We start from the raw sequence: 17,715 nt of genomic DNA on the forward strand, positions 1-17,715 counted from the left end.
ATCGGTCAGGGGATTCGGGACGTTTATCGGCGCCATTGACCGGCCGGCGGCCGATGGTTCAAGACGCGACTACACTGTTTCGCGGAAAACGTCCGCACCGCTCCACACCCCGGGAAACGCCATTCAGGACCTCGCCGCCCGGCTGCGCGGGCTCCCCCCGTCCCTCGGACCGGTCCGGCTGATCGGCGTCGACGGACACGCCGGCTCCGGCAAGTCCACCTTCGCCGCGCGGCTGGCCCTGGCGCTGGGCGGGGCTCCAGTGCTCCACCTGGACGACATCGCCAGCCACGAGCGGCTCTTCGCCTGGACGGACCGGCTCACGGCCCAGGTGATCGAGCCCCTCGGCCGCGGTGAGAGCGCGTACTACACGCCGTACGACTGGCGGGCACGTGCCTTCGGCGTCCCGCGCCCGCTGCCGCCCGCGCCCGTGGTCCTCGTCGAGGGCGTCGGCGCCGGCCGCCGGGCGCTGCGCCCGCACCTGGCGCGGTTGCTGTGGATGGAGCTGCCCGCGACGGAGTCCTGGCGGCGCGGCCGGCTGCGGGACGGACCGGAGCAGCGGGAGTTCTGGGACGGCTGGGTCGCGGCGGAGCGTGCGCACTTCGCCGCCGACCCCTCACGCCCCCATGCCGATCTGCTGGTGCTGGGGAGTCAGCAGGGGTACGAGGTGCTGCCGGGACCCGGCGCGGCCCCCTGCGGCGGACCGGAAGGTGACAGAGCGTGAGGAGCTCCCCGCGATGTGGTGAAGTCGTGAAGAGTCAGGCCGGACAACTTCCGCGAGTGCCCCGACGATGCTTGACCCATGGGCCGTACAGGTCTTACGTTCTCCATGTGCGGCCCTTCGGAGCCGCCCACCGACGCGAAGCCCCCGGTTGTTCCCCCGTGACCGGGGGCTTCGTTGTGTCCGCGGCCCGCTCCCCGGCCGCCGCGCGCACCGATCCGCTCACAGACGGTCACCGAAACGTGTGCGCCCCGTCTGCTCCCACCTCGCGCAATGCCTGGTGCGGCACCCTTCGGCGCGCGGTCACCACGCGGGTACGATGCCTTCGGTGCGACCTTCGCGTCTGTCTGGCGCATCGGCAACTCCGGTCCGCGGCCCAGCGGTTGGACCGCGGCGGCCGTCGGGCGACTGCCCGGTGGTGAACCACGGGGGCACGGTCTGTGGGGGGACGTGATGGACTTCGGCACGCGGGGCCCCGAGGCCCCGGCCGACCTTGCCTGGCTGCGGGGCGTGGACGCCTACACGATGGGCGCCTATCCGCAGGCGGAGGAGGAGTTCCGCACCGCGGTGCGGATGGACCCGGGCATGGCCGACGCCTGGCTGGGGCTGCACGCCCTCCGGGTCGACACGACGACCGCGCTGCTGCGCATGTTCCGGCACCGCGAACGCTTCGGGGAACAGCGCGCCCGGCACCGCCGGTCCCTCAACTCCTGGTACTGGCTGGGCTGGTGGGTGCAGCCGGTGCTGGAGAGCCCGCGCGACCTGCTGCTGGCGCACGCCTCCCACTGGCTGGACGGACGGCACGTACCCGAGCTGGACCGGGCCCTGGCCGGGCTGCCCCCGGTCGACACCGACGCGCAGGTCCGCTTCCTGCACGCCTGCCGCGCCTACCTGGTCAAGGACTGGGAGCAGCTGATACGGCACACCGACCCGCTGCTGAGCGACGCCCTGCTCGGCATCGAGGCCGGCCTGTTCGGCGGCATGGCCCGGGTCCGGCTGGAGATGTACGGCCACGCCGAACCGCTGCTGGCGGCGGCGCTGATGCGCTGCCGCAGCGAGCAGCCGCAGCGCAAGGAGCTGCGGTACTGGCTGGCGCGCGCCCACGAGGGCACCGGCCGCAGCGCCGCCGCGCTGCCGCTGTACCGGGCGGTGCACCGGGCCGATCCCGCCTTCATGGACACGTCCGCCCGGCTCGCCGCGATCGCCGAGGGGGACGGGTACGACGACGCGTCCGACCTCGCCGCGATCACGCTGACCGGCGCGGGACTGGACACGGTGGACGGACCGGACGGCTTCGATCCGTTGTTCGGCGCGGAGGGCCGGGACCTGCGGCTGCCGGAGCCCGACCTGCCTACCGGGCCGCTGCCGTCGGTGGCCGACCCCTCCGTGCGGGTGAGGAGCGGGGTGTCCGGCCCGCCGGTCCCGGCCGGTCCGGCCGACGCCGCGTTACTGGAGGAGGCACTCGCCGAACTGGAGCGCATGGTCGGACTCGAACCGGTGAAGCGCCAGGTCAAAGCGTTGTCGGCACAGCTGAACATGGCCCGGCTGCGGGCCGGGCAGGGGCTGCCGGTACAACCGCCGAAGCGGCACTTCGTCTTCTCCGGCCCGTCCGGTACGGGCAAGACCACCGTCGCCCGCATCCTGGGCCGGGTCTTCTACGCGCTGGGTCTGCTCGGCGGCGACCATCTGGTGGAGGCCCAGCGGGCCGACCTGGTCGGCGAGTACCTCGGGCAGACGGCCGTGAAGGCCAATGAGCTGATCGACTCCGCGATCGGCGGGGTGCTGTTCGTGGACGAGGCGTACTCGCTGTCCAACTCTGGCTACGGCAAGGGGGACGCGTACGGCGACGAGGCGCTCCAGGTGCTGCTGAAGCGGGCCGAGGACAACCGGGACCACCTGGTGGTGATCCTGGCCGGCTATCCGGAGGGCATGGACCGTCTGCTCGCCGCCAACCCCGGGCTCTCCTCCCGCTTCACCACCCGGGTGGACTTCCCCTCCTACCGGCCTCAGGAGCTCACCGAGATCGGCAAGGTGCTGGCGGCGGAGAACGGGGACCTGTGGGACGAGGAGGCGCTGGAGGAGCTGCGGTCGATCGCCGGCCACGTGGTCGGCCAGGGGTGGATCGACGAGCTGGGCAACGGCCGCTTCCTGCGGACGCTGTACGAGAAGAGCTGCGCGTACCGGGACCTGAGGCTGTCCGTCTGCCCGGGTGCCCTGTCCCGTCAGGACCTGGCGACGCTGCGGCTGCCCGATCTGATGCAGGCGTACGGAGAGGTGCTGTCGGGGCGGGGGCCGCAGGACCCGTCGGCTCCCTAGCGCGCCTGTCCCGGGGGGCGCGGTGGTCGTGCGACCGACCCCCGCGCCCCGCGCGTGACGGCGGTCTACGTCGTCAGCACGCCCTCCGGCTCTCCGCTCACCCGGGGCTCGGTCAGCCGCACGCCAGCCGGCTCGCGGTGCGCCGGGTCCCTGACCTCGCCCACCAGCAGCTCCAGTACGTCCTCCAGGGCGACCAGGCCGAGCACCTTGCCGGAAGCGTCCGCCACCTGGGCCAGATGCGTGGCCGCCCGGCGCATCACCGTGAGGGCGTCGTCGAGCGGCAGCTCGGCGCGGAGGGTGGCCATCGGGCGCCACACGTGCTGCGGCACCGCCCGGGCCGAGTCCTCCAGATCGAGCACGTCTTTGACGTGTACATAACCCATGAAGGGGCCCTTCTCGGCCGCCGCGACCGGGAAGCGGGAGTAGCCCGTGCGGGCGGTCAGCTCCACGATCCGGCCCGGCGTGACCGCAGGGGTCACCGTGACCAGGGACTCACGGCGCAGCAGGACGTCCGTCACCGGGCGGGAGCCCAACTCCAGGGCGTCCTCCAGTCGTTCCTGCTCCTCGGGGTCGAGGAGACCCGCCTGACCGGAGTCCTCCAGCAGGCGGTTGAGCTGCTCGGTGGTGACGACCGCCTCCACCTCGTCCCTGGGCTCGACCCGGAACAGCCGCAGGATGCCCCGGGCGCAGGCGCCGAGAGCGGCGGTGATCGGCTTGCAGAGACGGGCGAAGTAGACGAGGCCCGGGCTGAGCCAGAGGGCCGCCTTCTCCGGCGCCGCCATCGCGAGGTTCTTCGGCACCATCTCGCCGATGACGAGGTGGAAGAAGACCACGGCGGCCAGGGCGATGACGTAACCGAGGGGGTGGATCACGCCGTCGGGGAGGTGGATCCCCTCGAACAGCGGTTCCAGCAGGTGCGCCACCGTGGGTTCGGCGACCGCACCGAGGGTCAGGGAGCAGACGGTGATGCCGAACTGGGCGGCGGCCATCATCTGGGGCAGGCGCTCCAGGCCGTACAGCACCTGGCGGGCGCGGGCCGTGCCGAGAGGCTCGATCTGGCTGCGGCGGACGGAGACGAGCGCGAACTCGGCGCCGACGAAGAAGCCGTTGGCGAGCACGAGCAGCGCGGCGAAGAGCAGTTGGAGGACGCTCATCGGGCGGCCTCCATCACGTTGACCGCCGGGGCCGTTCTGACCACGCGGACCCGTTCGGCGCGGTAGTGGCCGACCTGACGGACGGCGAGCCGCCAGCCGGGCAGTTCGGCCCGGTCACCGGGGGCCGGGATCCGGCCGAGCAGGTCGGCGACCAGCCCGGCGACGGTCTCGTACGGCCCCTCGGGCACCTCCAGGCCTATGCGCTGGAGCACGTCGACCCGGCAGCTGCCGTCGACGTCCCAGGCCGCCCTGCCGTCCTCGGGCGGGGCGGGGGCCAGCTCGGGCACGTCCTGGCCGTCGTGCTCGTCGCGGACCTCGCCGACCAGTTCCTCGACGATGTCCTCCAGGGTGACCACGCCGGCCGTGCCGCCGTACTCGTCGACCACGACGGCGATGGGCTGCTCGCTGCGCAGCCGGGTGAGGAGGGGCTGGACGGGCAGGGTCTCGGGGACGAGGAGCGCCTTGCGGGCGATGCGGGCGACCGGGGTGCGCAGGCGATCGGCCGCCGGAACCGCGAGGGCGTCCTTGAGGTGGGCCATGCCGACGACCTCGTCGATCTTCTCCCGGTAGACGGGGAAGCGGGACAGGCCGGTGGCGCGGGTGAGGTTGACGACGTCCTCGGCGGTGGCCGAGTCCTGGAGGGCGCTGACCCGCACGCGGGGGGTCATGACGTGCTGCGCGGTCAGCTCCCCCAGGGACAGGGTGCGCACGAACAGGTCGGCCGTGTCCTGCTCCAGGGCACCGGCCTGCGCGGAGTGCCGGGCCAGGGAGACGAGTTCCCCGGGGGTGCGGGCGGAGGCCAGCTCCTCGGTGGGTTCGACGCCGAGGGCGCGGACCAGCCGGTTGGCGACCGTGTTCAGCGCGGAGATCACCGGGCGGAACAGGAGGGCGAAGCGGTGCTGGGGGCCGGCGACGAAGCGGGCGACCTGCAACGGCCGGGAGACGGCCCAGTTCTTGGGCACGAGCTCGCCGATCACCATCTGGATCGCCGAGGCCAGCAGCATGCCGACGACCACGGCGACACCGGAGACGGCGCCCCCGGGGATGCCGATCGCGGCGAACGGGCCGTGCAGCAGCTCGGCCAGGGCCGGTTCGGCGAGCATGCCGACGACCAGGGAGGTGATGGTGATGCCGAGCTGGGTGCCGGAGAGCTGGAAGGACAGTTCCTTCAGCGACTCCACGACCGTACGGGCGCGTCGGTCACCGTCGGCGGCGGCCTTCTCGGCTTCCGGGCGTTCGACGGTCACCAGACCGAACTCGGCCGCCACGAAGAAGCCGTTGGCCACAATGAGCAGGAGCGCCGCTCCTAGGAGCAGCAGGGGGATGGTCACGCTGCCACCGCCTTCCCGGTGTGTCGGGTCGGGGCGGCGCAGGTACTACAGGACGATCCGTCCATCGCTGGAGGGAGTCACTCCTCGGGTAGCAGGAACCCCTGGGTGCCGGGCGGCGCGCAGGGGGCGGAGGCACGGCGGAAAGGCCTCCGTCACCAGATTAATCAAGATAGGGGCGGGTGCGGCAGGGCCGGCACCCGGAGCGGTCCCTCATCCCGCCCCGAGTCAGCCCCGATTCTCCGCCGCCCGGGCCGTGGCGCGGGCCTCGGTGAGGGCACGGAGGGTGCGCGCGTCGGCGATGGCCCGCTGCCGGGCGACACCGGGCTGGATGCCGAGCGCGGGCAGGCTGGTGCCGTCGCTGAGGTCGAGGAACACCCAGGGGTCACCCGGTCGGAGGTTCACCCGGAGGATCTCCGCCCAGGCCAGGCGCCGCTTGCTCGCGATGTTGACCACGGTGACGCCGGACTCGTCGGCGACGACCCTGATCCGGGCGAGCTGGGCCGTGGCCCAGAAGATCAGCGCCCCGGTGATGACGAAGCTGAGCCGCGAACCGGGGCCGATGTGGTCCAGGAGCATCGCGACGCCGGAGAGCACCAGGAAGATCACGGCACCGGCGGTGAGCAGGATGGCCCGGGTGTGACCCGGCCGGAAGGTGACGGGGAGAGCGGGGAGGTCGGACATCTCGGTGCGTGTACCCCTACAGGCGGCAGGCGTGAATGGCCGTGGTAAGGATAGCGCGGGCGCCGATGCCGTAGAGGTCGTCCATGATCCGCTGCGCCTCCTTGGCGGGGACCATGGCGCGCACGGCGACCCAGCCCTCGTTGTGCAGCGGGGAGACGGTTGGGGACTCCAGGCCGGGGGTGAGCGCCACGGCCTTCTCCAGCTGCTCGACCCGGCAGTCGTAGTCCATCATCACGTAGGTCCGCGCGACCAGGACGCCCTGCAGGCGGCGCAGGAACTGCTGGACCTTCGGTTCCTCGCTGTCGGCACCGGTGCGGCGCACGACGATCGCCTCCGACTTCATGATCGGCTCGCCGAAGACCTCCAGGCCCGCGTTGCGCAGGCTGGTGCCGGTCTCGACGACGTCGGCGATGACCTCGGCGACGCCCAGCTCGACGGCGGTCTCGACGGCGCCGTCCAGGTGGACGACGGAGGCGTCGATGCCGCTGTCGGTGAGGTGCCGGGCGACGATGCCCTCGTAGGAGGTGGCCACCGTGCGGCCCTTGAGGTCCTCGATACCGGCCGCGGTGCCGGGCTTCGCGGCGAAGCGGAAGGTGGAGCGGGCGAAGCCCAGGGGGAGGATCTCCTCGGCGTCGGCGCCGGAGTCGACCAGCAGGTCACGGCCGGTGATGCCGATGTCGAGGCGGCCGGAGGAGACGTAGATCGCGATGTCGCGGGGGCGGAGGTAGAAGAACTCGACCTCGTTGACCGGGTCGACGATGCGCAGCTCCTTGGACTCGCGGCGCTGCTGGTAGCCGGCCTCATGCAGCATCTCCGCCGCAGGGCCGGACAGGGAACCCTTGTTGGGGACGGCGATGCGCAGCATGAGGTCGGCTTCCTTTGCTCGTTCTCTACGGGGGTGCGGTACGGCTCAGAGGTGGGCGTAGACGTCGTCCAGGGAGATCCCCCGGGCGACCATCATCACCTGGACGTGGTAGAGCAGCTGCGAGATCTCCTCGGCGGCCGCCTCCTTGCCCTCGTACTCGGCGGCCATCCAGACCTCGGCGGCCTCCTCGACGACCTTCTTGCCGATGGCATGGACGCCCTTGCCGACCAGCTCGGCGGTGCGGGAGGTGGCGGGATCGCCGTGGGCGGCCTTGTGCTGCAACTCGGTGAAGAGCTGCTCGAACGTCTTCTTGGACATGGTGGCCCCCACCCTACGTGGTCCGCCCGGTGCCTCAGTGCCAGGGTTCGGATACCGAGCGGAGTGTGGCCGCCGTCGCCACCGCGGCCGTCACCGCCTCGTGCCCCTTGTCCTCGGTCGAGCCCTCGATACCGGCCCGGTCCAGGGCCTGCTCCTCGGTGTCGCAGGTGAGCACGCCGAAGCCGACGGGGACGCCGGTCTCGACGGACACCTGGGTGAGGCCCTGGGCGACGCCCTGGCACACGTAGTCGAAGTGCGGCGTGCCGCCCCGGATGACGACGCCGAGGGCGACCACGGCGTCGTAGCCGCGGCCCGCGAGCACCTTGGCGGCCACCGGCAGTTCGAAGCTGCCGGGGACCCGGATCAGGGTCGGCTCGTCGATGCCCAGGTCGTGCAGGGCGCGCAGCGCGCCGTTCACCAGACCGTCCATCACCTTCTCGTGCCACTGTGCCGCGATGACGGCGACCCGCAGGTCGCTCACGTTGCGTACGGACAGTTCCGGTGCGCCCTTGCCGCTCACGTCTCTCCTCGGTGCTTTCTTTCTTGCTTACTGGTCGCCGCAGGTGGCCGCGGGAGCGGCCACGGCGGGCGTGTCGAGCCAGGGCAGGTCGTGCCCCATCCGGTCCCGCTTGGTGCGCAGGTAGCGGAGGTTGTGCTCGCCGGCCTGGACGGGCATCGGCTCGCGGCCGGTGACCCTCAGGCCGTGGCGCAGCAGCGCCTCGGTCTTGTCGGGATTGTTGGTCATCAGGCGGACGCTGCGTACGCCGAGGTCGGCGAGGATCTGCGCGCCGGCACCGTAGTCGCGGGCGTCGGCGGGCAGGCCGAGTTCGAGGTTGGCGTCGAGGGTGTCGTGGCCCTGTTCCTGGAGCGCGTAGGCGCGCAGTTTGGAAAGCAGGCCGATGCCGCGTCCCTCGTGTCCGCGCAGGTAGACGACGATGCCCCGGCCCTCGTCCTGGATGCGTCGCAGGGCGGTGTCCAGCTGGGGGCCGCAGTCGCAGCGCAGGGAGCCGAAGACGTCGCCGGTGAGGCATTCGGAGTGGACGCGCACCAGGACGTCCTCGCCGTCGCCCGGTTCGCCGTGGACCAGGGCGACGTGCTCGACGCCGTCGACGGTGGACCGGTAGCCGTAGGCGGTGAACGTGCCGTGCCGGGTGGGCAGCAGGGTCCGGGCCTCGCGGCGGACGGTGGGCTCGCTGCCGCGCCGGTAGGCGATCAGGTCCGCGATGGAGATGATCGTCAGACCGTGCTTGCGGGCGAAGGGGATCAGCTCGGGCAGCCGGAGCATGCGGCCGTCCTCGCCGGCGATCTCCACGATGGCGCCGGCGGGGCGCAGCCCGGCGAGCCGGGCGAGGTCGACGGCGGCCTCGGTGTGACCGTCTCGGACCAGGACACCGCCGGGCCTCGCGCGCAGCGGGAAGACGTGGCCGGGGCGGACGAAGTCGGTGGGCTGCGCCGTCCCGCCGGCGAGGAGCTGGAGAGTGGTGGCGCGGTCGGCGGCCGAGATGCCGGTGCTCACACCGTGAGCGGCGGAGGCGTCCACGGAGACTGTGAACGCGGTCTTCATCGACTCGGTGTTGTCCTCGACCATCTGCGGCAGCCGCAGCCGGTCCAGTTCCTCGCCTTCCATGGGCGCGCAGATCAGGCCCCGGCACTCGCTCATCATGAACGCGACGATCTCGGGGGTGGCCTTCTCGGCGGCGATGACGAGGTCGCCCTCGTTCTCCCGGTCCTCGTCGTCCACGACGACCACCGGGCGGCCGGCGGCGATGTCGGCGACGGCCTGCTCGACGGGGTCGAGTGCGAAGTCCTCGATCGGGTCGGTGCCGTACAGCGGTGGTGCGGAGGTCATGCCGGCGCTCCTTCCAGGACGGGCTGCGCGGCCCTGCGGGAGCGCAGCCACCAGTCGCGCATGCCCCACAGGACGAGCGCGCCGTAGATGACGTAGACGAAGCCGGAGAAGCCGTAGCCGTTGGCGAAGTTGAGGGGCACGCCGACGAGGTCGACGAGCAGCCAGGCGAACCAGAACTCGACCATGCTCTTGGCCTGGGCGTACATGGCGACGATGGTGCCGACGAAGATGTAGGCGTCGGGCCACGGGTCCCAGGACAGGTCGGGGTGGGCCTTGAAGAACAGCGCGACCGCGACCGTGCCGCCGGCGGCGGCGGCCAGCATCGCCGCGCGCTCGCGCCAGGTGGCGAAGCGGGGTGCGATGTGGCCGTCCCCCGACCGGTCCTTGCTGCGCTGCCACTGCCACCAGCCGTACAGCGCGACGGCCATGACGACGGCCTGCTTGCCGGCGCTGCCGGTCAGATGGCCGTAGAAGGCGGCGAAGAGGACGAGTCCGGACAGGAACTGCACGGGCCAGGTCCACAGGGAGCGGCGCCAGCCGAGGGCGAGGGTGATCAGGCCGAGGATGTTGCCGACCATGTCCGACCAGATGATGTGCTGGCCGAACAGGGTGAACGCCTCTGAGTTCATCCAGTTCACTTGCCGGCCCCCTGTCCGGCCGCGAGCAGCCGCTCCACGTACTTGGCGATGACGTCGACCTCGAGGTTGACCGGGTCGCCCGGCTGCTTCACGCCGAGCGTGGTCAGGGCGAGGGTGGTCGGGATGAGGCTCACGGTGAAGTGGTCGGAGCCGGCGTCCACGACCGTGAGGCTGATGCCGTCGACGGTGATGGAGCCCTTCTCCACGACGTACCGGGAGAGGTCCGCGGGGAGGGAGATCTTCACGATCTCCCAGTTCTCGGAGGGCTCGCGCGCCAGGATCCGGCCGGTGCCGTCCACATGGCCCTGCACGATGTGCCCGCCGAGGCGGGCGCCGACGGCGGTGGGACGTTCGAGGTTGACGCGGGAGCCGGGGGTGAGCGCGCCGAGGCTGGAGCGGTTCAGGGTCTCGGCCATGACGTCGGCGGTGAACTCGTCGCCCTCGTGCTCGACGACCGTCAGGCAGACCCCGTTCACGGCGATGGAGTCGCCGTGCTGTGCCCCCTCGGTCACGACGGGGCCGCGGAGCCGGAAGCGGGACGCGTCGCCGAGGTTCTCGACGGCGGTGATCTCACCCAGCTCTTCGACGATTCCGGTGAACACTTCCCGGGTCCTCCTGCCTCTTCGGGCACGGACTCCGGGGCTGTCGACGAACGACAGAATCAACGGGTGAGCACACCGGGGGCGTCGCCGACGGGGACGCGTCCGCGGACGGACGTGCCCGGTACGGCGGCGCGCACACGGAAAGCGTGCCCGCCCGCCGCGCACTGCCTCCCATCCGGACTTTAACCGTCGGTCCAGGAATTTCACCTGGTCAACCGGCCGCTGGAAGCGACCGGGTCGCGGACTGTAACCGCCGGTTCGGACTTTCACCGACCCCGGAGTGCGCTGCTTCTGGTACAGGGCCAGTGTGCCACGGCCCGCGGTCGCCCTGACCGGCGCACGGTGTGGGCTCGCTCACAGTGTGTACAGCACGTTTCGCGCCGCGTAGGGACGCCGTCCGACCAGCCGCTCCGCACCGGGCATCGGGGTTGGTCCGGACCATTGACCCAGCTGGTCTAGTCCTCTTATGGTGCGGGCGGGCCCGGCGGCGGTGACGACGGCCCTTGCCCGCCGCCGGGCCCGCCCAGGAACGCATGTCACGTTTCCGGGGGGCCGTTCCGTCCACCTGGCGAAGGGCGCTCCGGCCGGAGCGCCCGGTGTCGGAGGGACGGAAACAGCATGACCACGATCCTGGTGACCGGTGGGACCGGAACGCTCGGCCGGCTGGTCACGGAGCGGCTGCGGGCGGACGGGCACGAGGCACGGGTGCTCAGCCGGCACACCCGGCCGTACGCCGTCGACCTGCGCGCGGGCGGTGCGGGGCTGGACGCGGCCCTGGCGGGCGTGCGGACGGTCGTGCACTGCGCCAGTTCGCCCCGGGGCGGCGACGAGCAGGCCGCCCGGAACCTGATCACGGCGGCCCGGCGGGCCGGGGTGGACCATCTCGCGTACATCTCCATCGTCGGCGTCGACCGGGTGCCGTTCGGCTACTACCGGAGCAAGCTCGCGGTCGAGCGGCAGATCGAGGAGTCGGGGCTCGGCTGGACCGTGCTGCGCACGACACAGTTCCACGACCTGCTGGTCGCGCTCTTCCAGACCCTCGCCAAGCCGCCGGTGCTGGTGGTCCCGGCGGGCGTGCCGGACCAGCCGGTGGAGGTCGCCGAGGTGGCCGGCCGGCTGGCCGCGCTGGCGCTCGGCGCGCCGGCCGGACGGGTACCGGACCTGGGCGGCCCCGAGGTCCGCACGCTGGAGTCCCTCGCCCGCGCCTATCTGCGGGCTGCCGGCCGGCGCCGCGCCGTGGCACGCGTACCGCTCTTCGGGAAGGCGTACGGCGCCTTCCGCGCGGGCGGCCACCTGGCCCCGGACCTGGCGGAGGGCAAGGTCACCTTCGAGGAGCACCTGGCCCGGCGGTTCGGGAAGGGCGAGGGCTGAGGGGAGACCGGGCCGAGCGGCGGCGGGACGGCGGGGCGTCCGCGAGTCCGGCGAGCCACCGCCAAGGCGCCGCGGTCACGGCGCCGCGGTCACGGGGGCCGGGCGCTCGGGCGGTGCGAAGAGCTCGTCCTGCGCCCGGTCCCGGGCGGTGAGCAGCGCGCCGCGCAGCACGGCCGCGCCGCCCAGACTGCTCGCCCTCACCTCGGTGCGCAGGGGCGACATGGCCCGCAGCCGCTCCTCCACCAGCCCGGCGAGCACCGCTCCCCCGGCCCGGCCGACCTCCCCGCCGAGCACGACGCACCCGGGGTCCAGCACGGCCACGACGGAGGCGACACCGACGGCGACCCGGTCGGCCAGGACGCGGAGGAAGCGCTGCGAAGGGCTCCCGCCGGCATCGGCGAGCCACCGAGCGGCCGTCCCGGAACCGGCCACCGCACCCGTGCCCGCGCCCCCGCCCGGATGACCGACGGGGGCGGGCGCCGCCGGCAGGCCCGCGCCCGATGGAGCCGCCGCCCCAGCCGGCCCCCGCTCCCCCGCAGGGGGGAAGGCCGCCGGCCCGCCCGGCACCTCCGGCACCCTCGCCACCGCGGCGCTCGCCGCAGCCGCCGCCCCCGCTTCGCCCGTCACCGCGTCCGGCGCGTCACCCGCCGGCGCCGTGCCCTGCGACGTCGCCTCTGCTGCCACCGCCCCCCGTACGACCGCCGCGGCCCCCGCTCCGTCCCTCGCCGCCGGTGCCGGCAACCCGCACCGGGCCGCCAGGGACGTGAGGGCCGCCGCCCCCGCCAGGGCGTGGAAGCCGCCGTCGCAGTCCCGGGCCGAGGGCAGGCAGTCCGTGCCCGGGACCGGCAGGAAGCCGATCTCTCCGGTGCCGCCGGAGGCACCGCGGCGCAGGGTGCCGTCCAGGACGACCGCGGCGCCGACGCCGTGGCCGAGCCAGAGCAGGACGAACGTGTCCCGGTCGCGGGCGGCACCCTCGCGCTGTTCGGCCAGGGCGGCGAGGTTGGTCTCGTTCTCGACGGTGACGCGGGCGCCGGGCAGCCGTTCCTGGAGGGCGGTGGCGAGGCTGCGGTGCCAGGCGGGGAGGCCGGCGGAGTCGCGGAGGTCGCCGGTGACCGGGTCGATGAGGCCGGGGGCACCGATGCCGACGGTGTGCAGGCGGTCCGCCCCCGCCTCCCGGGCGGTCCGCTCCACCGCGGCGACCGCCTGCTCCACGGCGGTCCCGGTGCCGGCGTCGCCGCCGATCGGCACGGACCCCTCGGCGAGCACCCGCCCGAGGAGGTCGGAGACCAGGACGACGACGCCTGCGGTGCGGACGTCGAGGGCGGCCAGGTGGGCGCGGTCGGCGACGATGCCGTAGAGCCGGGCGTTGGGGCCACGGCGCTGCTCCCCGGACTCGCCGACCACCGTGATCAGCCCGGCGGCGGTGAGCCGGTCGACGAGGTCGGCCACCGTCGGCCGGGACAGGCCGGTGAGCTGCTTCAGCCGTCCCGCGGTGAGCGGGCCTTCCTGCTGCAACAGCCGCAGGGCCAGCCGGTCGTTGATGGCCCGGGCGGTACTGGGTGTCGCGGGCATGACGGTAATCCTCCCAGATGGGCGCGACCGGTCGCGGACGCCGGACGCGAAGGCCCGCTATCTATCAGGCAGGGTCCCTGATAGTTTACGGCGCGTGCAGCCCCAGCGGGGCGGGAATTGCCGGGGAGAGGTGGAGAGATGAGCGACGTGGGCCACGCGCGGGAGGTCAGGCGCGCCCGGTACGCCGTGGCGGCCGTCTTCGCCGTGCACGGTGCCGTGACCGGCTCGTTCGCGACGCGCGTGCCGTGGATCCAGGACCACACCTCGATCGGCGCCGGTCAGCTGGGTTTCGCGCTGGCCTTCACCGCGTTCGGCGCGTCCTGCGCGATGCCGCTGGCGGGCCGGATCAGCCACCGGTTCGGCAGCCGGACGGCCCTGCGCGGGCTGCTGGCGCTGTGGACGCTGTCCCTGGTGCTGCCGTCCTTCGCGCCGAACCTGGTCGCCCTGTGCCTGGCGATGTTCACCTACGGCGCGACCGCGGGCATGGCCGACGTGGCGATGAACGCGCTCGGCGTCGAGGTCGAGCGGCTGCTCGGGAAGTCGATCATGTCGGGACTGCACGGCATGTGGAGCGCGGGCGCCCTGGTCGGCTCGGCGGCCGGGACCCTCGCCGCGCATCTCGGCTCGGACGCGCGCCTGCACTTCGTGCTGGCGTCGGCCGTGCTGACCGCGCTCGGGCTGCTGGTCTGCTCCTGGGTGCCGGACCTCCAGCCCGGGGAGGACGAGGAGCCGCCGCCGCGGTTCGCCCTGCCGCCCCGCTCGGCCCTGCTGATCGGCGCGGTCGGCTTCTGCGCGGTGTTCGCGGAGGGCGCGAGCCTGGACTGGTCGGCGGTGTTCCTGCGGGACCGGCTGGGCGGTACGGCCGCTCTGGCGGCTGCCTCGACGACCGCGTTCATGCTGACGATGGCGGTGGCCCGGGTGGCCGGGGACGCGGTGGTGAACCGGTTCGGGGCGGTGCGCACGGTCCGCGCCGGCGGGGCGCTCGCCGTGCTGGGCGGCCTGCTCGTCGTCCTCGCCGGGAATCCCGCGGTGGCGATGGGCGGCTTCGCGCTGATGGGGCTCGGCATCGCGGTGGTCGTGCCGCTGTGCTTCGCGGCGGCCGGGCACGCCGGGCCGAACCCCAGCCAGGCCATCGCGGGCGTGGCGACCATCACGTACACCTCCGGGCTGGTCGCGCCGGGGCTGATCGGCGGGGTGGCCCAGGCGACCAGCCTGGTGGTGTCGTTCTGCGTGGTGACGGTCCTGGCGTCCGGGCTCGCCGTGTTCGCGGGCGTGCTGCGCACCGCCGAGCGCGGGGGCCGTACGGAGGTCAGTCCGCGGGCCGCAGCAGTGCCCGACCCGCGGCCCTGAAGGTCTCGCTCCAGGGAGCGGGGCGCATGGTCGTGGCGTCCAGCCGGACCAGCACCCGGGTGCCCTGGGCGTAGGTCTCGGTGCCGTCCGCCGAGCAGAACCGGAAGCCGTAGGTGAGGCCGGTGGTGCCGAGCCGTTCCAGCCACAGGTGGACGGCGTACGGGCCGGGGCGGGTCACCGGGGCCTCGTAGGTGATCCGCAGTTCCTTGACCGCGTTGCAGGCGTCCCCGGCCGCCGTCCAGTCCCCGTCGAAGCGGATGCCGTGCTCGTTCCACAGCTCGGTCCAGGCCCGCTCGACCATCAGCGGGTAGCGGGCGTTGTGCAGCAGCCCGAGCGCGTCGAGGTCGTCGAAGTGGACGGTGACGGGGACCAGCCGGCCGTGGGAGACGGCGGGGGCGGTCGGGGCCGGTGCGGTCACGGGTGGAGCTCCTGAGCGTCGCTGAGGGGGACGGTGACGGCCCCGGGCGCTCCGGGACCTCGTTCCATACTAAGCGACCGCTCAGCATCCCCGGCGCGAACCCCCTGGTCAGCAGGCCGGCCGCCGGCGGTCCGGCCGCTCCCCGTGCGCGGCCGTGCGCGCGTGCGGCCTTCCGGTCCCCCGACAATGGTGCGGACCCTCTTGACGTACTTGAGAAAGCGGAACCCCACCATGGACCTCGGCGTGCGCTGGAAACTGCACGGTGACGGGCGCACGCCCGCGCCCGGAGCGGTGGTACGCCCCGACGAACGGCTCACCTGGCCCCGGACCGTGGGCCTGGGCGCCCAGCACGTGGTCGCGATGTTCGGCGCCTCCTTCGTGGCGCCCGTGCTGATGGGCCTGGACCCGAACCTCGCGATCATGATGTCGGGCGTGGCGACCGTGATCTTCCTGCTCGCCACCCGCGGCCGGGTACCGAGCTACCTGGGCTGCTCCCTGTCGTTCGTGGGGGTGGCCGCGGTCATCCGCGCCCAGGGCGGGACGAGCGCGACCGTGACCGGTGCCGTCCTCGTCGTCGGTGCCGTGCTGTTCCTGGTGGGACTCGCCGTGCAGCGTTTCGGCGCACGGATCATCCACGCGGCCATGCCGCCCATCGTCACCGGCGCCGTCGTGATGCTGATCGGCTTCAACCTCGCCCCGGTGACCGCCTCCACCTACTGGCCTCAGGACCAGTGGACGGCCCTGCTGGTGATGCTGTTCACCGGGCTCGCGGTGGTCTGCCTGCGCGGTTTCTGGTCCCGGATCGCGATCTTCCTGGGTCTGGTCTTCGGCTACGGCATCTCCTGGGCGTTCGACCGGGTCTTCGGCAGGATCCACTCGGTGGACGCGAGCGGCAGGCTCACCGACCACTGGCGGCTCGACCTCTCCGGCGTCTCCCGGGCCGACTGGATCGGCCTGCCGTCCTTCCACGGGCCGTCCTTCCAGTGGTCGGCGGTCCTGGTCGCGCTGCCCGTCGTCATCGCCCTGGTCGCGGAGAACGCGGGGCACGTCAAGGCGGTCGGCGAGATGACCGGTGACCCGCTGGACGACCGGCTCGGCACGGCGATCTCGGCGGACGGCGTCGCCTCCGTCCTGTCGACCGCGGTGGGCGGCCCGCCCAACACCACGTACTCCGAGAACATCGGCGTGATGGCCGCGACCCGCGTCTACTCCACCGCCGCCTACTGGGCCGCCGCCGGTTTCGCCCTGCTCTTCGGCGTCTGCCCCAAGTTCGGCGCGGTCGTCGCCGCCGTCCCGGGCGGCGTCCTCGGCGGCATCACCGTCATCCTGTACGGCATGATCGGCCTGCTCGGCGCCCAGATCTGGAGCAACGCCAAGGTGGACCTGCGCAACCCGCTGAACCTGGTACCGGCCGCCGCGGGCATCATCATCGGCGTCGGGAACGTCACCATGAAGTTCACCGGCACCTTCAGCCTCAGCGGCATCGCGCTCGGCACCCTGGTCGTCATCACCGGCTACCACGCCCTGCGCGCCCTGGCCCCGGCCCACTTGAAGAAGCAGGAGCCGCTGCTGGACGAGGGCACGTCCTCCTACGACGCGTGACGCGGAAACGGCCGGCCCGCGAGCCGTGAGCGGCCTGGGCCCGCCCCGCCGGCGTTCCCCCGTTCCGGCGAAGCACCGGGCCGGTCGGTGCTCCGCCCGGCCCGGTGCTGCGACCCTTCCACCATGGCGCAGCCCGAGCACCTCACCACCCCCGTCGACGACGTCGTCTCACGGATGCGCGCACTCGGCGCGGTCCTCCCCGAGCGGGACGGCGTCGGCGTGTTCAACCGGGTCTACCTCGCGGTCACCGAGGAGGTCGGCCGGCGCCTGAACGCAGGGGAGTTCGCGGACCCGCGCGCGGCGGCCACGCTGGACGTGCGGTTCGCCGAGCGCTATCTGGCGGCGGTGGACACGGCCGCCGGCGACCACCGTCCGCCCGCCTGCTGGCGCCCGCTGTTCCAGCTCCGCCACCATCCGGGGGTACGGCCGCTCCAGTTCGCCCTGGCGGGCATCAACGCGCACATCGGGCACGACCTGGCGCTGGCCGTGGTGGACACGTGCCGCGCGCTCGACTGCGAACCCCTTGATCTGGAGGACGAGTTCGACCGGGTGGGCGATCTCCTCGTGTCGCTGGAGGAGCGCATCCGCGAGGACCTGATGCCCGGCCCCGACCTGCTCCAGATCGCCGACCCGCTCACCCACCTGCTGGGCTCCTGGAGCCTGGAGCGGGCCCGGGACGCCACCTGGACGACGGCCCGGGCCCTGTGGGCGTTGCGGCACTGCGCCGACGTCGCCGAGGAGTTCGCCGAACGCCTGGACGCGGCGGTGGGCTTGGCGGGACGGATGCTGCTGACGCCGCTGACGGACTGATCCGTCCGGCCGCGGCCGGACGTCGACCGGCCGGCACCCGGCCGCGGAGGAGCGGCGGCACGCCGATCCGGCTCGGTCACGGACTCCCCCGGGCCCGGCAGCACCCGAGCGGCAGGGACC

General features: G+C 73.2%; 17 protein-coding genes and 1 riboswitch. Of the genes, 6 read left to right on the forward strand and 11 right to left on the reverse strand.

Translation table 11 applies throughout. The features are described 5' to 3' along the window. Positions 1–121 precede the first annotated feature (121 nt). On the forward strand, positions 122–721 hold the full coding sequence (locus ACGFT1_RS34815; RefSeq protein WP_373913023.1) for a uridine kinase: 600 nt from the start codon (positions 122–124) through the stop codon (positions 719–721). A gap of 450 nt (positions 722–1,171) precedes the next feature. Then, entirely contained in the window at positions 1,172–3,034 is a 1,863-nt protein-coding gene (locus tag ACGFT1_RS34820; protein ID WP_373912985.1) for an AAA family ATPase, read from the forward strand. A gap of 65 nt (positions 3,035–3,099) precedes the next feature. Here ACGFT1_RS34820 and ACGFT1_RS34825 read toward each other — a convergent pair whose 3' ends face one another. The 9 genes from ACGFT1_RS34825 to ACGFT1_RS34865 form a co-directional block, all read right to left on the reverse strand. After that, positions 3,100–4,188, reverse strand: coding sequence for a hemolysin family protein (locus ACGFT1_RS34825; protein WP_373912986.1), 1,089 nt, complete (start codon positions 4,186–4,188; stop codon positions 3,100–3,102). Beyond that, complete coding sequence (locus ACGFT1_RS34830) at positions 4,185–5,519, reverse strand: hemolysin family protein (RefSeq protein WP_373912987.1); 1,335 nt, start codon at positions 5,517–5,519, stop codon at positions 4,185–4,187. Before ACGFT1_RS34830 ends, ACGFT1_RS34825 begins: the two co-directional genes overlap by 4 nt. Positions 5,520–5,744: 225 nt before the next feature. Then, on the reverse strand, positions 5,745–6,200 hold the full coding sequence (locus ACGFT1_RS34835) for a PH domain-containing protein (RefSeq protein WP_373912988.1): 456 nt from the start codon (positions 6,198–6,200) through the stop codon (positions 5,745–5,747). Positions 6,201–6,216: 16 nt separating this feature from the next. Continuing rightward, positions 6,217–7,065 (reverse strand): ATP phosphoribosyltransferase, encoded by an 849-nt coding sequence (hisG, locus tag ACGFT1_RS34840; protein ID WP_373912989.1) that lies wholly within the window; start codon positions 7,063–7,065, stop codon positions 6,217–6,219. Between the two features lie 45 nt (positions 7,066–7,110). Beyond that, on the reverse strand, positions 7,111–7,383 hold the full coding sequence (locus tag ACGFT1_RS34845; RefSeq protein ID WP_059248197.1) for a phosphoribosyl-ATP diphosphatase: 273 nt from the start codon (positions 7,381–7,383) through the stop codon (positions 7,111–7,113). 34 nt (positions 7,384–7,417) lie between these two features. Next, positions 7,418–7,903 (reverse strand): 6,7-dimethyl-8-ribityllumazine synthase, encoded by a 486-nt coding sequence (ribH, locus tag ACGFT1_RS34850; RefSeq protein WP_356824561.1) that lies wholly within the window; start codon positions 7,901–7,903, stop codon positions 7,418–7,420. A 27-nt stretch (positions 7,904–7,930) separates the two neighbouring features. Next, positions 7,931–9,232: a bifunctional 3,4-dihydroxy-2-butanone-4-phosphate synthase/GTP cyclohydrolase II gene (locus ACGFT1_RS34855; RefSeq protein ID WP_373912990.1), complete on the reverse strand. Its 1,302-nt coding sequence runs from the start codon at positions 9,230–9,232 to the stop codon at positions 7,931–7,933. Beyond that, the gene (locus ACGFT1_RS34860; protein ID WP_373912991.1) at positions 9,229–9,870 is read right to left on the reverse strand and encodes a nicotinamide riboside transporter PnuC; all 642 of its coding nucleotides are present in this window, start codon (positions 9,868–9,870) and stop codon (positions 9,229–9,231) included. The genes ACGFT1_RS34855 and ACGFT1_RS34860 overlap by 4 nt, the downstream gene beginning before the upstream one ends. Continuing rightward, a complete protein-coding gene (locus tag ACGFT1_RS34865) occupies positions 9,867–10,472 on the reverse strand; it encodes a riboflavin synthase (RefSeq protein WP_373912992.1) in 606 nt (201 codons plus the stop codon). Before ACGFT1_RS34865 ends, ACGFT1_RS34860 begins: the two co-directional genes overlap by 4 nt. Positions 10,473–10,629: 157 nt before the next feature. Continuing rightward, positions 10,630–10,760: riboswitch (FMN riboswitch) on the reverse strand. Between the two features lie 330 nt (positions 10,761–11,090). On the opposite strand from ACGFT1_RS34865, the gene ACGFT1_RS34870 reads away from it, so the two are divergent. Next, positions 11,091–11,843, forward strand: coding sequence for an SDR family oxidoreductase (locus tag ACGFT1_RS34870; RefSeq protein ID WP_373912993.1), 753 nt, complete (start codon positions 11,091–11,093; stop codon positions 11,841–11,843). A 75-nt stretch (positions 11,844–11,918) separates the two neighbouring features. On the opposite strand, the gene ACGFT1_RS34875 is transcribed toward ACGFT1_RS34870, so the two are convergent. After that, a complete protein-coding gene (locus tag ACGFT1_RS34875; RefSeq protein WP_373912994.1) occupies positions 11,919–13,415 on the reverse strand; it encodes an ROK family transcriptional regulator in 1,497 nt (498 codons plus the stop codon). Between the two features lie 138 nt (positions 13,416–13,553). Between ACGFT1_RS34875 and ACGFT1_RS34880 the strand changes: the two genes are divergently transcribed. Next, a complete protein-coding gene (locus tag ACGFT1_RS34880) occupies positions 13,554–14,765 on the forward strand; it encodes an MFS transporter (protein WP_373912995.1) in 1,212 nt (403 codons plus the stop codon). Here ACGFT1_RS34880 and ACGFT1_RS34885 read toward each other — a convergent pair. Beyond that, positions 14,725–15,183, reverse strand: coding sequence for an acyl-CoA thioesterase (locus ACGFT1_RS34885; protein ID WP_373912996.1), 459 nt, complete (start codon positions 15,181–15,183; stop codon positions 14,725–14,727). The genes ACGFT1_RS34880 and ACGFT1_RS34885 overlap by 41 nt on opposite strands. A gap of 231 nt (positions 15,184–15,414) precedes the next feature. On the opposite strand from ACGFT1_RS34885, the gene ACGFT1_RS34890 reads away from it, so the two are divergent. Both ACGFT1_RS34890 and ACGFT1_RS34895 read left to right on the forward strand, forming a co-directional pair. Continuing rightward, positions 15,415–16,785 carry a uracil-xanthine permease family protein gene (locus ACGFT1_RS34890; protein WP_373913024.1) on the forward strand — a complete coding sequence of 457 codons (1,371 nt, stop codon included), beginning with the start codon at positions 15,415–15,417 and terminating at the stop codon, positions 16,783–16,785. Between the two features lie 123 nt (positions 16,786–16,908). Continuing rightward, positions 16,909–17,595 carry a DUF5995 family protein gene (locus tag ACGFT1_RS34895; RefSeq protein ID WP_373912997.1) on the forward strand — a complete coding sequence of 229 codons (687 nt, stop codon included), beginning with the start codon at positions 16,909–16,911 and terminating at the stop codon, positions 17,593–17,595. Positions 17,596–17,715 lie beyond the last annotated feature (120 nt).

The sequence above is a fragment of the Streptomyces sp. Y20 genome (genome assembly GCF_043195475.1).
In the GTDB taxonomy this organism is placed as follows: domain Bacteria; phylum Actinomycetota; class Actinomycetes; order Streptomycetales; family Streptomycetaceae; genus Streptomyces.

Excerpts from the sequence above, each read along its gene's own strand:
- ACGFT1_RS34835 (WP_373912988.1), bottom strand. The coding sequence starts at position 6,200 with ATGTCCGACCTCCCCGCTCTCCCCGTCACCTTCCGGCCGGGTCACACC.
- ACGFT1_RS34880 (WP_373912995.1), top strand. The coding sequence starts at position 13,554 with ATGAGCGACGTGGGCCACGCGCGGGAGGTCAGGCGCGCCCGGTACGCC.
- ACGFT1_RS34825 (WP_373912986.1), bottom strand. The coding sequence starts at position 4,188 with ATGAGCGTCCTCCAACTGCTCTTCGCCGCGCTGCTCGTGCTCGCCAAC.
- ACGFT1_RS34855 (WP_373912990.1), bottom strand. The coding sequence starts at position 9,232 with ATGACCTCCGCACCACCGCTGTACGGCACCGACCCGATCGAGGACTTC.
- ACGFT1_RS34870 (WP_373912993.1), top strand. The coding sequence starts at position 11,091 with ATGACCACGATCCTGGTGACCGGTGGGACCGGAACGCTCGGCCGGCTG.
- hisG (WP_373912989.1), bottom strand. The coding sequence starts at position 7,065 with ATGCTGCGCATCGCCGTCCCCAACAAGGGTTCCCTGTCCGGCCCTGCG.
- ACGFT1_RS34875 (WP_373912994.1), bottom strand. The coding sequence starts at position 13,415 with ATGCCCGCGACACCCAGTACCGCCCGGGCCATCAACGACCGGCTGGCC.
- ACGFT1_RS34895 (WP_373912997.1), top strand. The coding sequence starts at position 16,909 with ATGGCGCAGCCCGAGCACCTCACCACCCCCGTCGACGACGTCGTCTCA.
- ACGFT1_RS34845 (WP_059248197.1), bottom strand. The coding sequence starts at position 7,383 with ATGTCCAAGAAGACGTTCGAGCAGCTCTTCACCGAGTTGCAGCACAAG.
- ACGFT1_RS34890 (WP_373913024.1), top strand. The coding sequence starts at position 15,415 with ATGGACCTCGGCGTGCGCTGGAAACTGCACGGTGACGGGCGCACGCCC.
- ACGFT1_RS34820 (WP_373912985.1), top strand. The coding sequence starts at position 1,172 with ATGGACTTCGGCACGCGGGGCCCCGAGGCCCCGGCCGACCTTGCCTGG.